This is a genomic window from Candidatus Hydrogenedentota bacterium (assembly GCA_016791475.1).
In the GTDB taxonomy this organism is placed as follows: domain Bacteria; phylum Hydrogenedentota; class Hydrogenedentia; order Hydrogenedentales; family JAEUWI01; genus JAEUWI01.
The window spans coordinates 201,165-218,996 of record JAEUWI010000003.1; the positions used below are offsets into that span (position 1 = coordinate 201,165).

General features: G+C 60.7%; 14 protein-coding genes. 12 read left to right on the forward strand and 2 right to left on the reverse strand.

The features are described from left to right. Positions 1–11 precede the first annotated feature (11 nt). From nusA to JNK74_03065, 12 genes are all read left to right on the forward strand, one after another. On the forward strand, positions 12–1,148 hold the full coding sequence (gene nusA, locus JNK74_03010; GenBank protein MBL7645140.1) for a transcription termination/antitermination protein NusA: 1,137 nt from the start codon (positions 12–14) through the stop codon (positions 1,146–1,148). Between the two features lie 131 nt (positions 1,149–1,279). Beyond that, the gene (infB, locus tag JNK74_03015; protein ID MBL7645141.1) at positions 1,280–4,189 is read left to right on the forward strand and encodes a translation initiation factor IF-2; all 2,910 of its coding nucleotides are present in this window, start codon (positions 1,280–1,282) and stop codon (positions 4,187–4,189) included. A gap of 9 nt (positions 4,190–4,198) precedes the next feature. Beyond that, the gene (locus JNK74_03020) at positions 4,199–4,480 is read left to right on the forward strand and encodes a DUF503 domain-containing protein (GenBank protein ID MBL7645142.1); all 282 of its coding nucleotides are present in this window, start codon (positions 4,199–4,201) and stop codon (positions 4,478–4,480) included. Continuing rightward, complete coding sequence (gene rbfA / locus JNK74_03025) at positions 4,477–5,817, forward strand: 30S ribosome-binding factor RbfA (protein MBL7645143.1); 1,341 nt, start codon at positions 4,477–4,479, stop codon at positions 5,815–5,817. Before JNK74_03020 ends, rbfA begins: the two co-directional genes overlap by 4 nt. After that, a complete protein-coding gene (truB, locus tag JNK74_03030; GenBank protein ID MBL7645144.1) occupies positions 5,814–6,713 on the forward strand; it encodes a tRNA pseudouridine(55) synthase TruB in 900 nt (299 codons plus the stop codon). The genes rbfA and truB overlap by 4 nt, the downstream gene beginning before the upstream one ends. Positions 6,714–6,749: 36 nt before the next feature. Beyond that, the gene (ribF, locus tag JNK74_03035; protein MBL7645145.1) at positions 6,750–7,679 is read left to right on the forward strand and encodes a riboflavin biosynthesis protein RibF; all 930 of its coding nucleotides are present in this window, start codon (positions 6,750–6,752) and stop codon (positions 7,677–7,679) included. Between the two features lie 415 nt (positions 7,680–8,094). Beyond that, on the forward strand, positions 8,095–9,960 hold the full coding sequence (locus JNK74_03040) for a TolC family protein (GenBank protein ID MBL7645146.1): 1,866 nt from the start codon (positions 8,095–8,097) through the stop codon (positions 9,958–9,960). After that, a complete protein-coding gene (locus tag JNK74_03045; protein ID MBL7645147.1) occupies positions 9,938–11,791 on the forward strand; it encodes an HlyD family efflux transporter periplasmic adaptor subunit in 1,854 nt (617 codons plus the stop codon). Before JNK74_03040 ends, JNK74_03045 begins: the two co-directional genes overlap by 23 nt. Next, positions 11,791–12,489: an ABC transporter ATP-binding protein gene (locus tag JNK74_03050; protein MBL7645148.1), complete on the forward strand. Its 699-nt coding sequence runs from the start codon at positions 11,791–11,793 to the stop codon at positions 12,487–12,489. Before JNK74_03045 ends, JNK74_03050 begins: the two co-directional genes overlap by 1 nt. Beyond that, positions 12,482–13,810 carry an ABC transporter permease gene (locus JNK74_03055; protein MBL7645149.1) on the forward strand — a complete coding sequence of 443 codons (1,329 nt, stop codon included), beginning with the start codon at positions 12,482–12,484 and terminating at the stop codon, positions 13,808–13,810. Before JNK74_03050 ends, JNK74_03055 begins: the two co-directional genes overlap by 8 nt. 137 nt (positions 13,811–13,947) lie before the next feature. Then, positions 13,948–14,811 (forward strand): alpha/beta hydrolase, encoded by an 864-nt coding sequence (locus tag JNK74_03060; protein MBL7645150.1) that lies wholly within the window; start codon positions 13,948–13,950, stop codon positions 14,809–14,811. A gap of 147 nt (positions 14,812–14,958) precedes the next feature. Beyond that, complete coding sequence (locus JNK74_03065; protein ID MBL7645151.1) at positions 14,959–15,528, forward strand: hypothetical protein; 570 nt, start codon at positions 14,959–14,961, stop codon at positions 15,526–15,528. A 38-nt stretch (positions 15,529–15,566) separates the two neighbouring features. On the opposite strand, the gene JNK74_03070 is transcribed toward JNK74_03065, so the two are convergent. Together JNK74_03070 and JNK74_03075 are read right to left on the reverse strand one after the other, a co-directional pair. Continuing rightward, positions 15,567–16,067: a GNAT family N-acetyltransferase gene (locus JNK74_03070; protein MBL7645152.1), complete on the reverse strand. Its 501-nt coding sequence runs from the start codon at positions 16,065–16,067 to the stop codon at positions 15,567–15,569. A 156-nt stretch (positions 16,068–16,223) separates the two neighbouring features. Beyond that, positions 16,224–17,585: a neutral/alkaline non-lysosomal ceramidase N-terminal domain-containing protein gene (locus JNK74_03075; protein ID MBL7645153.1), complete on the reverse strand. Its 1,362-nt coding sequence runs from the start codon at positions 17,583–17,585 to the stop codon at positions 16,224–16,226. Positions 17,586–17,832: the final 247 nt, after the last annotated feature.

A 17,832-nucleotide genomic window follows, 5' to 3' on the forward strand; every position in this document is an offset into this window, starting at 1 on the left:
GGGAGATTGTTTTGGATCCGAATCTGCGCTTAATATTGCAGCAAATCGAGGCGGACAAGAGTATTGATCGCCATACCCTCATCGAAGCGATCCGCAGCGCCATTGAAAGTGCTGCCCGCAAGGACGCCGGTAACGCTGCCAATATAACCGTTGAAGTCGATCCGGATACCCTCGCCTTCAAGGTGTTTGAAATTCGCACCGTGGTGGAGGAGATTTCCGATCCTTCTACGGAAATCACGCTCGCAGCCGCCCTGGAGTTGAACCCCGCCGTGGTGGCGGGCAACCGCCTCAAGGTGCAGGCCCACCCGCAGGATTTTGGCCGGATCGCGGCCCAGACCGCAAAGCAGGTCATCATCCAGAAGATTAAGGATGCGGAGCGGGACAACATCTTTGAGGAGTTCAAGCAGCGCGAGGGCGAGCTCATCACCGGTACGGTGAAGCGGGTGAGCCACGGCAATATTATCGTGTCGATCGGGAAAGCGGAGGCGTTGATTCCCTACCGCGAACAGTCGCCGCGCGAAACCTTCCGCACGGGTGATCGCATCCGCGCCATTCTCGTGGAAGTCGAGAAATCACAGAAGGGCGCGCAGGTTATCTTGTCGCGCACCTCCCCGGAACTGGTCCGCGCGCTCTTCGAGCTTGAAGTACCCGAGCTCTACGACGAGACCATCGAGATTCGCGCCATCGCCCGCGAGGCTGGAAGCCGGACCAAGGTGGCCGTAAAGTCGAACGACGTGAATGTGGACCCGGTGGGCGCGTGCGTGGGGATGAAGGGCGCTCGCGTGCGCTCCGTGGTGGAGGAACTGTCCGGCGAAAAGATCGATATCGTCCGGTGGAGCGACGACGCGGTGGAACTCTGCGCCAACGCCCTGAACCCGGCGGACATACTGAATATTCAATTAGACAAGGAACACGGGAACATCCAGGTGGTAGTGCCCCAGGACCAGCTTTCGCTGGCCATCGGGAAACGCGGTCAAAACGCGCGCCTGGCGTCCAAGCTGATCGGCTGGAACATCGACATTCAGGGCGAAGCGGACGGTGGCGGCGATGATGACGACGCACTGTTTGACGAGGCGGGCGAGGAACAGGACGCCTCCAGCGGGGCACGGAATCAAGAGGCATCGGCCGGCGACGAAGAAGTAGATTAATCAGCCGAATATGCCGCGTCCGGCGGCAGCATCGTAGTGGCCGCCGGAATTCCCTTCCGTCCCGTGTACAGGTAAGTCTTGGAGGAATTGTTACGATGCAGACCGTTGCCAGTTTGGCAGAACGTCTTGATATGAGTGCCGAAGAAGCGGTGGAAACCCTTCGCAAGATCGGTGTCGCACTTGAAGGTGTGGAATCTGAAATTACGGCCGCTCAGGTAGACATCCTGATCGATGTGGACGAAGATCCGTCGGTATTGGACAAGATTCTCCAGAAGAAACGCAAGGACGACGAGGCCGAGAAAAAGCGTAAGCAGAAGGCCGACAAGAAGGCCGCCGACGAGAAGAAGGCGGCGGCACGCAAGACCGGCGATGAGAAAGCCGAAGCGGATGGCGGTGAAGACGCGGGCGAAGAGCCCGAGGCCGAGATCCTGGGTGATATCGTGCCCGAGGAAGCGCCCATTCAGGAAGTTCCAGACGCAGTCGGGGCTGCGCCCATTGAAATTGCAACCGCGGAGCCCGTCGTTTCGGTCGACGTGGCCGAGCCCGTGGTCGTCGAGACGCCGGAAGTCGTCGAGGCCGTGGAGGCTCCGGTATCCGTACCCGCACCCACCCCTGCCCCCACAATGGAACCCATGGCTGAAATACTCCCGCCGGAAGAACCCGGCGCACCCGGTGAGCCCGGTCAGGACGATGAGTCCGGTCGGGGCCGCCGCGGGCACGATTCCCCGATCCACGAAACCACCCTCGCCAAGGCGGAAATACTCCACGAGAAAGAGGACCGCCTCCGGCAGAAGAAGAAACTCGAACGGCCCCTGCCCACGCCCGATCCCGATGTGGTGGCCGCGGTGATCCGCCGCGACCAGGAAAAGCGCTCCGGCATTCTCCGGGCTGAAGCGGGTGCGCGCCGTCGCCCCGAACGTCCCGGCGCACTGGGAGCCACGCCGCCGCCCGTCGGCGCATCGCGCGGTCGCGACGCCGGCCGTGAACCCCTCCGCGATTCCGGCAGAGACGCCCGGGGCCTTCCCAAGGTTATTCCCCTGACCATTGAAGAGCAGGCGGAAAAGGAGCAACAGTTCCGGAATTCGCCCAAGAAGGGTGTGGGCGCCGCTGGAAAAGCGGCCCGCAAGAAGCCCAAACGCGCCGAACGCGCCCGCGTGCTTGAAGATACCTTGCGCCGCGACGCGGCTGCCGCCGTGAAGGAATTTCAGTCCGGCAGCGGCGTCCTGGGAAGCAAGAAACGCCGCAAGAAGCGGGCCCAGGAGGGCGATTTGCAGCAGGAAGCCAAAGTGGGCGGCTCGATTGAGGTGGATGAATCCATGACCGTCGAGCAACTGGCCGAAGCGATGTCCGTGGGCGTGAACGATCTTATTCTCGACCTCATGGATGACAACATGATGGTCACGAAGAACCAGTCGCTGGATATTGATATCATCCGCAGGCTGGCCGTGAAGAGGAACTTTGAAGTCACCTCGATTATCCCCGAGGAAGACGATGTGCTCTTCGACGAGCCCGACGCCCCGGAGGATCTGGTCTTCCGCGCACCCGTGGTTACCGTCATGGGTCACGTGGACCATGGCAAGACCTCTCTCCTCGACGTGGTTCGCAAGGCAAACGTTGCCCACGGCGAAGCGGGTGGCATCACGCAGCACATCGCGGCGTACGACGTTGCGATGGGCGCGGGACGCGTCGTCTTCCTGGATACGCCGGGTCACGAAGCCTTCACCCAGATGCGCTCCCGCGGCGCCCAGATCACCGACGTGGTGGTGCTGGTGGTGGCGGCAGACGACGGCGTGAAACCCCAGACGATTGAAGCTATCGACCACGCCAAGGCCGCCAATGTGCCGATCGTCGTGGCCATCAATAAGTGCGACAAGCCCGGCGCCCAGCCGGATCGCGTGCGCGGCGAATTGGCGAATTATGGCCTCCAGGACGAGTCCTGGGGTGGCAAGACCATCGTCAAGAACGTTTCGGCCCACACCGGCGAAGGCATCGACGAGCTCATGGAGCTGCTGGTGCTGGAATCGGAGATGCTCGAACTGAAGGCCAACCCGAACAAGCGGGCCCGGGGCGCCATCGTGGAGTCCGAACTCTCCAAGGGCCACGGCCCGGTGGCCTGGGTTCTGGTACAGACTGGCACGCTGCGCATTGGCGATGTGTTCCTGTGCGGCGAGACCTATGGCCGAGTGCGCATGATTACGACCTCCAAGGGACGGCAGGTTAAGGAAGTCGGTCCCGCGACCCCGGTCCTGGTTACCGGCTTTAACGCGGTCTGCGAAGCCGGCGACCAGTTCGTGGTCGTGCAGGAAGAGCGCGTGGCGCGTACGATCGCCACGAAGCGCGCCGCCCTCAGTCGCCAGAAGCGCAGCGTATCCCAGAAGCGCATGACGCTGGAAGATTTCCACGCCCTGATGGAAGGGGTCGAACAGAAGACCCTCAATGTGATTATCAAGGCGGACGCCCAGGGCTCCGTCGACGTACTGTGCTCCAGCTTTGCCAAGTTGGGCAATGCGGAAGTAAGCATAAGTGTTGTACACGCGGGCGTAGGCGGGATCAACGAGTCCGACGTGTTGCTGGCGGGTGCGAGCAACGCGGTTATCATCGGATTCCATGTGACCGCCGGGATCAAGGTCCGCCAGATGGCCGAGGCCGAGGGCGTGGATATCCGCACCTACCTCATCATCTACGAGGCGATCGATCAAGTAACGCGGGCCCTGGAAGGCTTGCTTACGCCGGACACCAAGGAGACCATCACGGGCCACGCGGAAATCCGCCAGGTCTTCCGCTCTTCCAAGTTCGGCAATATCGCGGGCAGCTTCCAGTTGGACGGCGATACGGAACGCGGCGCCCTCGCGCGTCTGCTGCGCGACAACGTGGTGATCTACAGTGGCAAAATCGCCACGGTCCGCCGCGAACGGGATGAAGTAAAGAGTGTCACGCAGGGCTTCGAGTGCGGTCTGAAACTGGACCGCTTCGACGATATCCAGGCGGGCGATATCATCGAGACCTACAAACTCGAAAGCATCGCTAAAACACTGGAGTAAGGCGGTCCTTTGACCATCGGACTGCTGAATATTGATTTTCTCGTTCCCGAGGCCCGGTCGCTTAAGGATAAGCGCCGGGTCTTGCGGAGCGTGAAGGATCAGGTTCGCGCCCGTTTCAACTGCGCCATCGCGGAGACGGAGCATCAGGATCTCTGGCAGCGGGGACGCCTGAGCGTCGTGGTCGTTTCGGGCGACTCGCACCACGCCAATTCACAACTGAATGAAATCTTACACTTTGTAGAGAGCCGGCTCGGCGCGAACATCGCCGATTGCCAGATTGAATTGCTATGAGTACAAAAGGCCGCGGACAGCGGGTGGGCGAATTGATTCGCCATGAAATAGCCGGGCTCCTTACCCGGGGTCTGAAGGACCCGCGTATCGGGTTTGTGTCGGTCATGGACGTGGAGATGTCGAAGGACCTGCACTACGCCACGGTCAACGTGAGCCTCTACGGCGATGAGAAAGAGCGGAAAAGTTCCCTGATCGCCCTCCAGAACTCGGCGGGCTGGATCCGGCGCGAAGTGGGTAAACATGTGCGCCTGCGCTTCACGCCGGAAATCCGTTTTCGCGCCGATGAGACCCTCGATCAGGTCTACGCGCTGGAAAAAGTCTTTGAAGAGATTCACGAGGATCGGAAACAGCAACCCATGATCCGTCTCGAACTTCCCGCGCTGCTTGAAGAGCTCAAGGCCGCCAATTCCTTCATGATCACGAGCCATGTGAGCCCCGACGGCGACGCCGTGGGCAGCGTCCTGGCCCTGAAGTTCCTGCTGGAGGCCCTCGGCAAGACGGAGGTCCACTGCGTTCTCGCCGACCCCGTTCCGGCCATCTACACCAACCTCCCCGGCGCTTCGAGCATCAAGAGCGCCGATGCGGATATCCCCGACTATGAGGTCGCCGTTATCGTCGACGTGGCGCGATTGAACCGCATCGGCGACGCGGCGGACCTGATCACCGAAGACGAGAAGGTTTTTGTGATCGATCACCACCTCGAAGAACACCCGGAGGGCAACTTCGGATTCGTCGACGCGACTTACGCCGCCACGGGCGAGATCATGGTGGATCTGTTCACCACCGCGGGCATTCCCCTGACGCCGGAAGCCGCCCACTGCGCCTACGTCGCCCAGATCACGGATACGGGCGGCTACCGCTATTCAAACACGTCGGCCCGCTCCCACCGCATCGCCGCGCTGATCCACGAGGTCGCGATCGACCATGCGGACATTTGCAGCGATGTCTTCGACATGTTCTCCCGCCCGAAGATCCTCTTGATGAAAACGGTGCTCGACCGGATGGAACTTTCCTGCGAGGGGCGCGTGGCCACATCCTACGTGACCCAGGAAGACATCGACGAAGTGGGCGGGAAGAAGGAAGACCTGAACGGCCTCGTCAACTACCTGCGCAATATCGACGGAGTCGTCGTCGGCATACTGTTCACCGGCGTCGATGCCCGGATCACGAAGGCCAGTGTCCGCTCATCCCATGCGTTCAACGCGGCCACCTTCCTGAAGGAATACGGTGGAGGTGGTCATGCCGCCGCCGCCGGCGTCACGATGGAAGTGCCCCTGGACGAGGCGCGCCAACAGATCCTGGATCGCCTCTGTACCCTCCTGGGGAGCTGCCCATGAAAGGCATACTGTTGGTAGACAAGCCAGCGGGTATGACTTCTCATGACGTGGTGGACCGGATCCGTCGCGCGGCCCGCATGAAGCGTGTGGGCCATACCGGCACCCTCGATCCCGCCGCTACGGGACTGCTGATTCTCTGCCTTGGTCCCGCGACGCGGCTCTCGGAACACTTTACCGGACTGGAAAAAACTTACGAAGGCACCATGCGCCTCGGTATCGAGACGGCCTCCTACGATCTGGATGGCGAGATCGTGGCCGAGAAACCCGTGCCCGACCTTGATGTGGCGGCGATCCAGCGCCAGTGCGCCCCATTTACGGGCCAGATTCAGCAGGTTCCACCGATGGTGAGCGCGGTGAAAGTGGACGGCGAGCGGCTCTACAAGCTCGCCCGCAAAGGCGAGATCGTGGAACGCCCCGCGCGCTCCGTGCTGGTGCGGGCTTTTGACGTGCTGTCCTATGACGCGCCCGATGCGCGCGTTCGAGTGACCTGTTCAAGCGGTACTTACGTGCGCAGCCTCTGCCACGATGTGGGCCAGGCCATCGGGTGCGGTGCCGCACTGGCCTCCCTCCGCCGTCTCGCCGTGGGACGTCACCGGATTGAAGACGCCCTGCCGCTCGAAGCGCTTACCTCACCCGATTCGGTGGCGGCGCACCTCCTGCCCATGGGCAATGCCCTGGACCTCCCGGCGGGGGTCCTGGAAGACGACGCCCTGCCGGCCCTGGCCAACGGCAACCCCATCAGCAGCCGCAACCTGGTGGGGGGGTGCCCCGTCTCCCATGGATGGCTTCAGTTGAAAAACCGGGCGGGAGATTTGCTCGCCCTCTGTATGGTGGAACCCGCCGGACTCGAATCACTGGTGCATCCGAAACGAGTCTTCTTCAACGATCGCTCCTGAGGGCCTTCACGTACTTGAACCGGACTTCGCTGTGACATGGACGTAATCCAAGACGCGACCAGGTGCGATTGCCGCTACCCCAATCTCGTGCTTACGGTGGGTAGCTTCGACGGCGTCCACCTGGGCCACCAGACCATCCTGAAGGCCGTGATCGAGCGAGCCCGTCAGCAAAACGGTACGGCGGCGCTCATGAGCCTCCAACCCCACCCCAGAGCATTTTTTCAAGGGACCGACGACTTCGCCCTGCTTTCCGACGCATGCCAGAAGGAGAATCTCCTCCGCGCGGCGGGCCTCGACGTTTACTTCATCCTGCCCTTCAATGATTCGGTCGCGCGAATGGAGCCGGGCGACTTTCTCGCTCGCATCCTGATCGGGCAGTGCAAAGCCCGGCACATGGTCGTGGGGGATGACTTCTTTTTCGGCGCGGGCGCGCGGGGCAATGTGGCCTTTCTGAACCGGGAAGGCGGGCGCCATGGCCTGACGGCGGAAGTGGTCCCGCCGGTTATCGTTGACGGGGAGCGCGTCAGCAGCACGCGAATACGCGCCCTGGTGGCCGGAGGCCGGCTGGAGGAAGCCGGGGCACTGCTCGGTCGGCCCTATGCCATCGCCGGCACCGTCGCGCGGGGTCGCGGGATGGGCAGGCAACTCGGGTACCCCACCGCCAACCTGCAATCCGACAGGGCCCTTCTTCCCGCCCACGGAATTTACGCGGCCCGGGTAACCATCGACGGTGCGGATCTCCTGGCGGCGGTGAATATCGGCTTCGCACCGACCCTGCCTCACGAGCGACCGGTGGTGGAGGCCCACATCCTCGACTACGCGGGCGAACTGGCGGGGCGGCTCATCGAAATTCGCCTTTATCGACGCCTGCGCGGGGAAACAAAGTTCGACGGGATCCCCGAATTGAAAGCCGCCATCGAAAGAGATATAGTTGCAATACGGCAGTATTTCGCCGAGGGGGCTTGACCGTGCTCGGGATTCTCTCCGCGAATGCACAATGGATGTGAAGAAATTCGCGGCCCTTTTTGAATAGAAGCTCGATTTAATCGTCTGTTTGGTGGACTGGTCGTCGCCCGTCGAAAACTCACGTGGTCGATGGCTTGCCGGAGTGTCTTCCAACGCCGTTTTCAGCACCCTCAGCGGCGAAAGATCTTTGCGGAAGTACGTGCAGACCGACGACAACGATCATCGGCGCGATACCGAGGCCCGTGCCACCGCGATTCGGCGCGAAGCGCCCGGCTTCCGATCAGACACACGGCGCGGCCCGGCAGGCTCGAAAACACACAGGTGACCACTGATTTACTGAAACCTATTTCCACGTGCGCAGGTCCCTAAATCGGGGCGCGGCAACAGCGATTCACTCACCATGAAGTAGACCGAAATGCGCAGTATTCTCTTAAGATTATCCACGAGTACCTCGGGTGGGCGACGCGTGTGCGCGCTCCTCTCCGCAGTGGTGGCGGCGGCCCTGCTGGCCTCGTGCTCGACGACTCGCTTTAAGGAAAGTGCGGACCGAGAAGTCTACGAAATCATCGAGACCAAATCGACCGAGGTGCCGGGGATGCTCGAGGACTTCTCCATCGAGCCCACGACGGGCGCGGATGCGCTCGACGATCTGCCGGTCAACGATGTGATCGATCCCGCCCTGGGCGAAACCGGCGCGGACGAAAGCGGCGCAACGGTCCTCTCGCTGGAGCAGGCCCTCGCCCTGGCCGTCACCAACAGCCGCGCTTATCAGAATCGCAAAGAGGCCCTCTACCTGGAGGCCCTGTCGCTGAGCCTGGACCGGCATCGCTATGCGCCCATCTTTTCGGGTGGAGCCGGGGCCGAGTATGCCCGCACCACCACAACGACCAACGAGGCGACGGAACTCAGCCAGGCCCTGGGCGTAACGAACGCCTTTATCGATGAACTTGAGGCTGTCACCGGCACACCCGCCGACCTGCTGAACGCCTATGCCGCCGTGGTGGAACAAGCCGGAGACGTGGCCGGACTCACCGGAACCGAAGCGGGCTACGCGAGCGAGCGCACGGCGTCGGCGGGCACAAGCGCGGGCGTGGACTGGCTCCTCAAAGGGGGCGGGCGCATTGCGGTGGACCTTACCTCAAATTTTCTCCGCTTTCTTACCGGGGACACGGAATCCATCACTTCGTCGGTGCTCTCCGCCACGGTGACCCAGCCCCTCCTTCGCGGGGCGGGCGCAAAAGTTTCCGCCGAGCGCCTGACCCAGGCCGAGCGCGATGTACTCTATGCCCTCCGTGATTTCAGCCGATTTCGCCAGCAGTTCACCGTCCAGGTGGCTGCGGCGTATTACCAGGTACTCCAGAATCTCGATGCGGTTCACAATAACTGGAACAGCCTGGAGAATTTCCGCCGCAACGCGGAGCGCGAGCGCGATTTTGCCACCGAAGGCCGGAGCACCCTGGCAAGCGTGGGCCGTCAGGAAGCCGCCGAACTGGGGGCGGAGAACAGTTGGATCAATGCGGTGCGCAACTATCGCGAGAATCTAGACGAGTTCAAGATTCTACTTGGGCTGTCCACCCATACGGCCATTGTGCTTGACCCCGCGGAACTCGACGAGTTGCGACGTACGGGCCTGCGCCACCCCAACATCGTCATGGACGACGCGGTGAAGGTGGCCTTCAGTGCCCGTCTGGATCTGTACACGGAGCGCGACCGGGTCGAAGACGCGGAACGAGCGCTGGTCGTGGCCCGGAACGCCCTGCTGCCCGATGTCACCCTTGCCGCCGATGCCTCGGTGCGCAGCCAGGGCGACGACAATTTTCAGCGGCTCGATTTCCGCCGCACCGACTGGAACGCGGGCCTCGATGTGGACCTGCCCCTTGATCGAAAAGCCGAAAGAAACGCATATCGTAGTACGCTGATCCAGTACGAGCGCATCAAGCGCGACCTGACCCTTGCGGAAGACACCATTTCGCTGGACGTGCGCAGCGCCTGGCGAAACCTCGAATCCGCCCGCCGAAACTTTCTGGTGGCGCAGAAGAGCGTGGATTTGAACATGCGCCGCGTGGAAGAACAGGAACTCCTCGCGGAACTCGGGCGGGGCTCCGCGCTGGATCAGGTGGACGCCCAGAATGAACTCACGCAGTCCCAGAACGGACTGACCGCTTCGCTCATCAGCCACACGCTTGCCCGCTTGCAGTTCTGGCTCGATATGGGCATTCTGTATATCAAAGAAGATGGACAATGGGAGGAAGTCTCCGATGACTACCAGCAGCAACTCTAGCTTCGCACCGGCATCCCTCCGCCGCAGAAAGTGGCCCCTGCGCCTTATCCTGGGCGCACTGGCGCTCGCCCTGATCTACGGACTCTACGGATTCCTGGGAAAGGGCGAGGGCGCCATCAGCTTTGGCACCACCTTTACAGCGGTCCGGGGCCCGCTTGAAGTATCCGTGGTGGAAGGCGGAAGCATCGAAGCCAAGGAATCTCAGGAACTCAAGTCCGAGGTTCAGGGTACGACCAAGATTCTCACCATCGTGGAGGAGGGCTACCTCGTCACGCCGCAGGACGTGGCCGAAGGCAAACTTCTCGTAGAATTGGACTCGAAAGAACTCCTGGACCGACTCACGGAACAGGAACTCCAGTACCAGAATGCGCTGGCGCGCTTCACGGAAGCCCGGGAAGAGCACGGAATCCAGATCAACCAGAATCAGAGCGATGTGAAAGCGGCCGAACTGGCGAGCAAATTCGCCTTGATGGATATGAAGAAGTTTCTGGGCGAGAAAGCCGCTTCGGAGATCGCCGAAAAAGTGGAGGAGAACGCCCTGGCCTCGGAGCTCGCCCAGGCGGCGGGAAGTGAGAAGGAAGTCGCGCCCGTTTCTCCCGATGCGCCCGCGTCCGCCGGTTCTCCCGCGCCGCCCGAGGCGCTGGCGCGCGATCCCGAATCCGGTCGAATCGCCATGGAGAGCGAAACCGGCCCGGCCCTGGAAATTGATTTCACGAAATATGCCCGCCTGGAGACATTGGGGGATGGCCAGGCCCGCCAATCCATCCGCAAGTATGAAGACGACGTGGTGCTGGCGGCGGAGGAAGTGGGCGTGGCCGAGTCGCGCCTGGCGGGGACGAAGCGCCTTTTCGAGAAGGATTTCGTCACGAAAATAGAGATGGAGAACGACGAGCTCGCCCTTAAGCGCAAAGCTATCAGCAAGGACTCCGCTCAGACGGATATGGACCTCTACGTGAAGTACGAGTTCCCCAAACAGGCCGAGAAACTCGTATCGGACTATGAGGAATCACTGCGCAAACTCCAGCGCGCGCGAAAACTGGCCGTGTCCAAACTGGCCCAGGCCGAGGCCAACCTCAACTCCGCCCAGGCCAGCTTCGAGCTCCAGAGCCGCAAGCGGGACGAGTTGAAGGAACAGATCGAGAAGTGTGTGATCCGCGCCACGAAACCTGGCCTGGTGGTCTATGGCGAAGGCAATCGGAGCTACTATCGCGACAACGACCGCATCGAAGAAGGCGCCACGGTGCGCGAGCGCCAGGTGATCATCACCATTCCCGATACAACCCAGATGACGGTCGAGGTGAAAGTACACGAGTCCTATGTGAAGAAAGTGGTGAAAGGCCAGAAGGCCCGGATCACGGTGGACGCTTTCCCGGATTCTCCGCTCACGGGCGAAGTTTTCCGAATTGCCGTGCTCCCCGATTCCCAGAACCGCTGGATGAACCCCGACCTCAAGGTGTACGCCACCACGATCACCATCGACGGCCAGCATGACTGGCTCAAGCCCGGCATGAGCGCCGAAGGCGAAATCATCATCGAAGTCCTCCAGGACGTTGTCAAAGTCCCCCTTCAGGCCGTGTCCCAGGAAGGAACAGAAACCGTCGTGTACGTCGCCAGCAACGGCATGGAACGGCGCAAGGTGGTCACCGGCTCCTTCGACACCTCCTTCATCGAAATCAAAGAGGGACTCGAGGCCGGCGAGGTGGTGGCGCTCCGCTCGCCGTCAAGCGGTGACTCCGACGAGAAAGAGGACGAATCCGGCGAGGACAAGGAAGAAAAGAAAGAGGACGAGGCACCGGCCGTGGAAGCCCCCAAGACGCCCGAGGCCGCGTAATGACGGTGGCCGTCTCCAGCATCGTCCGCCTCGAGAACGTCCGGAAGACCTATCAGATGGGCTCGGAAAGCCTTGACGCCCTGGGCGGGATCAACCTCGATATCCTCGAGGGGGACTACTGCGCGATCATGGGCCCTTCCGGTTGCGGGAAATCCACCATGCTCAACATTCTGGGCTGTCTGGATCGTCCCACTTCGGGGCATTACATACTGGGCGATACGGATGTCTCTCAGATGCCGGACGACGACCTGTCCGAGATTCGCGGCGCGCGCCTGGGCTTCATCTTCCAGTCCTACAACCTGATCCAGCAACTTACCGTGCTGGAGAATATTGAAGTACCCCTGTACTATCAGGGAATCCCTCAGGAAGTCTGCCGCGAAATAGCCGAGGAGATGGCGGAGAAAGTGGGGCTGGGGCACCGCCTCAACCATAAGCCCTTTGAGCTTTCCGGCGGCCAGCAGCAGCGCGTGGGCATCGCCCGCGCCCTGGTCAACGACCCCATCGTCCTGCTGGCGGACGAGCCCACGGGCAATCTGGACTCGCGATCGGGCGCCGAAATTCTGGGGCTCTTCGACGAGCTCCATCAGCAGGGAAAGACCATCATCATGGTGACCCACGACGACGAGATCGGCCGGCGTTCCCAGCGGGTGATCCGCCTCCGCGACGGCCTGGTCGAGCGGGATATCCGCAATGGATAGGCGGCTCGCCGGAAGGCACAGCACCAGCCCTTTTGCACCCGTGCGCCTTAAGCGCACGATAATCCTGGGCTTCAAGAGTCTCTGGCTGCACCGCCTCCGTTCCCTGCTGACCGTGCTCGGCATCGTATTCGGCGTCTGCTCCGTGATCGCCATGCTGGCCGTGGGGGAGGGGGCCAGCTTCGAGGCACAGGAACAAATTCGCCGCCTGGGCAGCAACAACATCATTCTGAAGAGCGTCAAGCCACCGGACACCGGAAGCAACAGCGCCCAGCAGAGCTACGTCATTGAGTACGGCCTTACGTATGACGACATTGAACGCGTCCGCGAGTCCATCCCCGGTGTCAGCGTGATCGTGCCCAATCGCATCATGCGCAAACGGGTCTGGAATGCCACGGCCCGAGCGGACGCGGATCTGGTCGGCACCGTTCCCTGGTTCCCCGAAATGCGCAAACTCGGCCTCCGCCAGGGTCGTTTCTTCTCTGATATCGAGATGGAAGAGAAGAAAAACGTGTGCGTCCTGAGCGAAGCGGTCGTGCCCTCGCTTTTTCCATTCGAAAGTCCGCTGGGCCGTAAGATCCGAGTGGACGGGGACTACTATCAGGTCATCGGCATCATCGACCGCGAGGCGGCACCCGCCGGGTTGGGAAAGCAGGACGGCGGCAGCGGCTCTGATTCAAGCAGCATGGACCGCATCTACATACCCCTGTCCACGGCCCGTGACCGTTTCGGCGAAATCCTGCGCAAGCAGAGCAGCGGTAGCTTTGAAAATGAGAAAGTACAACTCCACGAAGCCACGATCCAGGTAAAGGATCAGGCGGAAGTGGAAGAGACCGCCCTCATCATAGGCGAGATACTTGCGCGGCACCACAAGCAGAAGGACTTCGAGATCGAAGTCCCCCTGGAGTTGCTTCGCTCAGCCGAGGAAACGGCCCGCACCTTCAATATCCTGCTGGGTTCCATCGCCGCGATTTCCCTGCTTGTGGGCGGCATCGGCATTATGAACATAATGCTTGCCAGCGTTACCGAGCGCACCAGGGAGATCGGCATCCGCCGCGCTCTGGGGGCCAAGCACCGCGACATCATCATCCAGTTCCTGATCGAGACCGTCCTGCTCTCCGCCACGGGCGGCGCCCTGGGGGTCGTCTTTGGCGTCATGATCCCCATCGCTATCGGAGCCTTCACCGAAATGCGTACCATCATCACGCCGGACGGACCCATCCTTGCTTTCAGTATTTCCGCTATTGTCGGTATTATCTTCGGGATCTACCCCGCCATTCGCGCGGCGAGCATGGATCCCGTTGAAGCGTTGCGACACGAGTAGGGAATAGTGAATTTTGAATAGTGAATGGCGAATGAAGAGGGTACAATAGGGACATGGATCACACTCCGGTGGTTTGGTTTCTTTTATTCATCATTCGCTAATCTTAATTCTCTATTCTTAATTCCCGAAAGGCCTCCATGCCCCTCCCAAGAGACCCTCAGGCTATCACGGTAACCGGTTACGGCGGCGTCGATCTGAATGTGTGGGATTACGGCGGCCTGGGGGAACCCCTGTTGCTCGTGCATTGCACCGGCACCCTCGGCCGAATCTGGGATGTGGTGGTGGCCGAGCTGGGTGACCGGTTTCGCATCCTCGCGCCCGACACTCGAGGTCAGGGCGATTCCCAGGCACCGGAGCAGCGACGGGATTATCTCTGGGACTTCTCCGGTCAGGATTTGCTCGCCATCATGGAGCATTTCGATCTCCCCCGGGGGATGGGCGCGGTTGGTCATTCCGCAGGCGGGGCCCACGTGGCCTATGCCGAACGCAGGGTGCCCGGAATCTTCGGCAAAGTCATGCTCATCGACGCCATCATCGCGGACCGAATTTTCTTCAACGGGGAACATCCGCTGGCGGAGAAAGTCCGCAAGCGGAAGAACGAATTTGAGACTCTGGAAGCGGCTCGGGAGCGGCTGAGTTCGAAGCCCCCCATGGAGCACTGGGTACCCGGTGCGGTGGATTCCTATATCGAGCACGCCTTCACGCCAGCGGAAGGTGGGGGATTCCAGCTCAAATGCCCCGGAAGCCGCGAATCGTGGTTCTACGAGCTCGGCGGTGCCAGTGATATCTACGACGTGCTCGACACGCTCCAGTTCGAGGCCTGCGTGGTTACCGGGGAAAACAGCTACGCCCAGCCCTGGGCCGCCGCCCAGCAGGCGCGATTGCCCAAAGCGAAGTTGGAGGTCATCCCCGGCGCGGGACATTTCATCCCCCAGGAAAAGCCCGTGGAGACGGCAGCGCTGATAAAGGGGTGGTTTAGCAGTAACGCGGATGCTCTATAGCAAGGAACCACAGCCCGAACGCCGGGTGCGACCTCAATCAAGCGGTACTCGATTGGTTGTCATGAGGGCGGAGAATTGCGCGAATCAGTGCATTTCCGGGTCCAGCTTGTGAAGTCGTGCCATACGAAATTTGAGAGGAGCTTGTATATGCCAAGCATTAAGTTAATTTGCGCAAACAGTATTCTGCTCATATTGGTCTGCACCGCAGTTGGCGGTGATTCGCTCGATTCAGGATCGGCAATTCTCAAGGACCGCCAACGACTTGAACAAATATTCTCGCAGAAGGAAGTGGATGAAACATTCAAACAAGTGGTGAATCTATGGGAGGCTCACGGTCGGTTGTATGAGGCATTTGTGGGGGATTCGAATCTCAGTAAATTCGACACCGGAACGAACGATAATCCGTGGATATTCGTTGGTGACGGCCAGAAGGAACTGCCTGCGGATGCGACGATCACGCTGACGCTGTCGAAACAGGAATTCATTGATCTAAAGTTGCCAGGCTGGGAACGTATGAATATCGGCGGACCGAATAATCTGGCATTCCTGAAAGCTTGGATGGCCTATCAGTCCTACGAAAATGTGCGTTTGCGGCTCGAGTTGCTGAAATTGAAAACGCCTGATGCAGAACCCGCACAGCGAGCGGAACTGGAGGCGGCGATGGCGAAATACGAGAAAGAGATTGTTACATATCTCGAAGCGCCAGGGGCGGACTGAGGGTGATACCTTCTTTGTGAACAGGCAAAGCAGGAATACTACGATTCGACCGTGGGGATCCATTCCAGCACAATTTCATCAGGATCGCTAGCCTCGATATTCACAAGATGGTCAAACCCGTATCTTCGGTAGAAACCGAGCGCCCGCGTGTTGCTGGCTTTCACCTCCGCGATCACACGACTGAATCCGGCTTCTTCTGTGCCCCAGCGAAAGAGGGCATCCAGCAGCGCATCCGCAGCGCCACTTCCCCGATGTTCGGGCGCCACCCAGACCTGTAGGAGTTCTCCGGTGCCGGGTAACTCAGGATGGAGATAGAGGGCAGCCAGGCCTGTCGGTTTGCCATCGGTCAGGATGAAAAAGATTGCCCGCGCCGTGCCGTTGGCAGCACCGTCTGCCGTTTCATCCCAACTACCTGCGTTACGCTCAATGGCCTGCGCGTAGGTCGTGGTAAATGCGTCTGGGGCGTCGCGAAGGGCACGAAGGCGAATCTCGCGATAGACGCTACCTTCGTCATGTTGTATTCGACGGACGTCCAACACTCACAGTCCCTTTCGATTTTCTTGCGCACTCCCGCAGAATATCGGAGCCATTTTTCCGTGCATTTCCGTGCCCTTCCGTGGTCAAAAAAAGGATCGGACCACGGAAATACGCGAAGGTGCACGGAACCGATAAGATCAGCGAATTCGTAGAGCGCCCTACTTCGGCGGTTCGGTCGCCGCAGGCACGACGGGCCGCGTCTGTTTCACCAGATCACGGATCGAGAACACCGCGCGATCTATCATTTTCTCGGGACCACCGGGCGTCACCCAGGCGGATGCCGGGTCGGCGCCATAGCCACCTTGTTCTATGGCGCGCAAGGTGGGGAAGTACATGTCGTGGCCGTTGCAGTAGCCCACGAAAATCGTCTTCACGCCCTCGACGCGCTTCTTCAGTTGGAGGGAATGATCGCAGAAGAACTCTCCCGAGCCGCCCGCGATGGCAAGTTCGCCGTTGATGAGCAGGGTTGTGAACTTCGGATGCATCAGGCCATCGGCGTATTTCGTCTTGTAGCTCTGGTGGAGCGATTCGCCAAACTCGGCGCGCATCCCCTCTGTCACGGCCGGATCGTTCAGGTCAAGGCGCAGTTTGAAGGAAAACGAGGCCCGTTCACCGCGCAGATCGGGTCGGGCTGGCGCGGCCGTCGTGAGTGTCGCGTTCAGCGCGAGCACTTCCCGGGCAAGCTGCTGCCCCGGCTCCACCATCTGCTCAACTTTGCCCCACTGGCTGTCGTCCACATCGCACTGCAGGTCGCCTGCCGCGCCCTGCAGGAACAGGCACGGCGCGCCGGTGGCGTCCTGAATCGCCTTCATCATCACGCCCGGATAGTCCGCGCTGAATTTGTTGTCGCCGTGGGGATGGTTGGTCGGGTGCGCGGCAAAATTAACCATAAGGGCGATGGGCTTGCCGTCGAGGTCATCCACGCGCAGGGTGAAGAGTTCCGGATCGCGGGGGACGGGCGCCTCCTGGGTATGACGGTTTCGGTTCACCTGGCTCTCGGCGGAGGCCCAGCCGATTTTCGCGGGCACGAGCTTGCTCGCCGCCTCGACGATGACGCCGATTAGCTCTTGCTCCAGTTGCTCGTAATAGGCGAAGGCGTTTTGCAGTGAGGGATCCGTGTTGCCTTCCACGGGAACGAGTTCCAGCGCGGGGCCGTGGTGGGTGTGGGAGCCCACGAGGAATACATGTTGAACCCCGGCCTGGGTCAGCACCGCCTGCTCGATGCGGCGCACCATGGGCTCGAAAGGCGCACGACCCAGATCGAGGCCCACGAGGGCGGCGCGGGTCTCGCCGGCCTCAAAGACCAGCGCCTTCGCGTAGAGCAGGTCAAGCACGCCCGTGGAGTTGTTCTCGGGACGGTGTTCTCTGCCATAGCCCCACATGGGTACGGAAGCCTCGGGTGTGATGTCGACCGACGCAAAGCCTGCTTTGAAGATCACCGGTTCATCCTCCTGAGCGAATACGCGCCCAACCATTGACAGGGCCAATACGGCTGCGATGCCAAAATAGTTCTGTTTCATTCGACTACTCCAATTACGTACGCGTACCGTTTATCAATGCCTCAGGTCGGTACCTGCTTTTTTCAAAATGTCGTTGCGCCCCCCCAATAAAACATGCATAAGCTGGGAGCGCAGGCATCCCTGCCGGCATTACGCGCCGAAGGGGCATGGCTTAATTTTGCCAACTGGATCGTATGGTTATGCCGCGCTCACTCGATGGGAGGCTGGATACATGATGAAAATATGAATCATTACAGAAAGCTCAGGT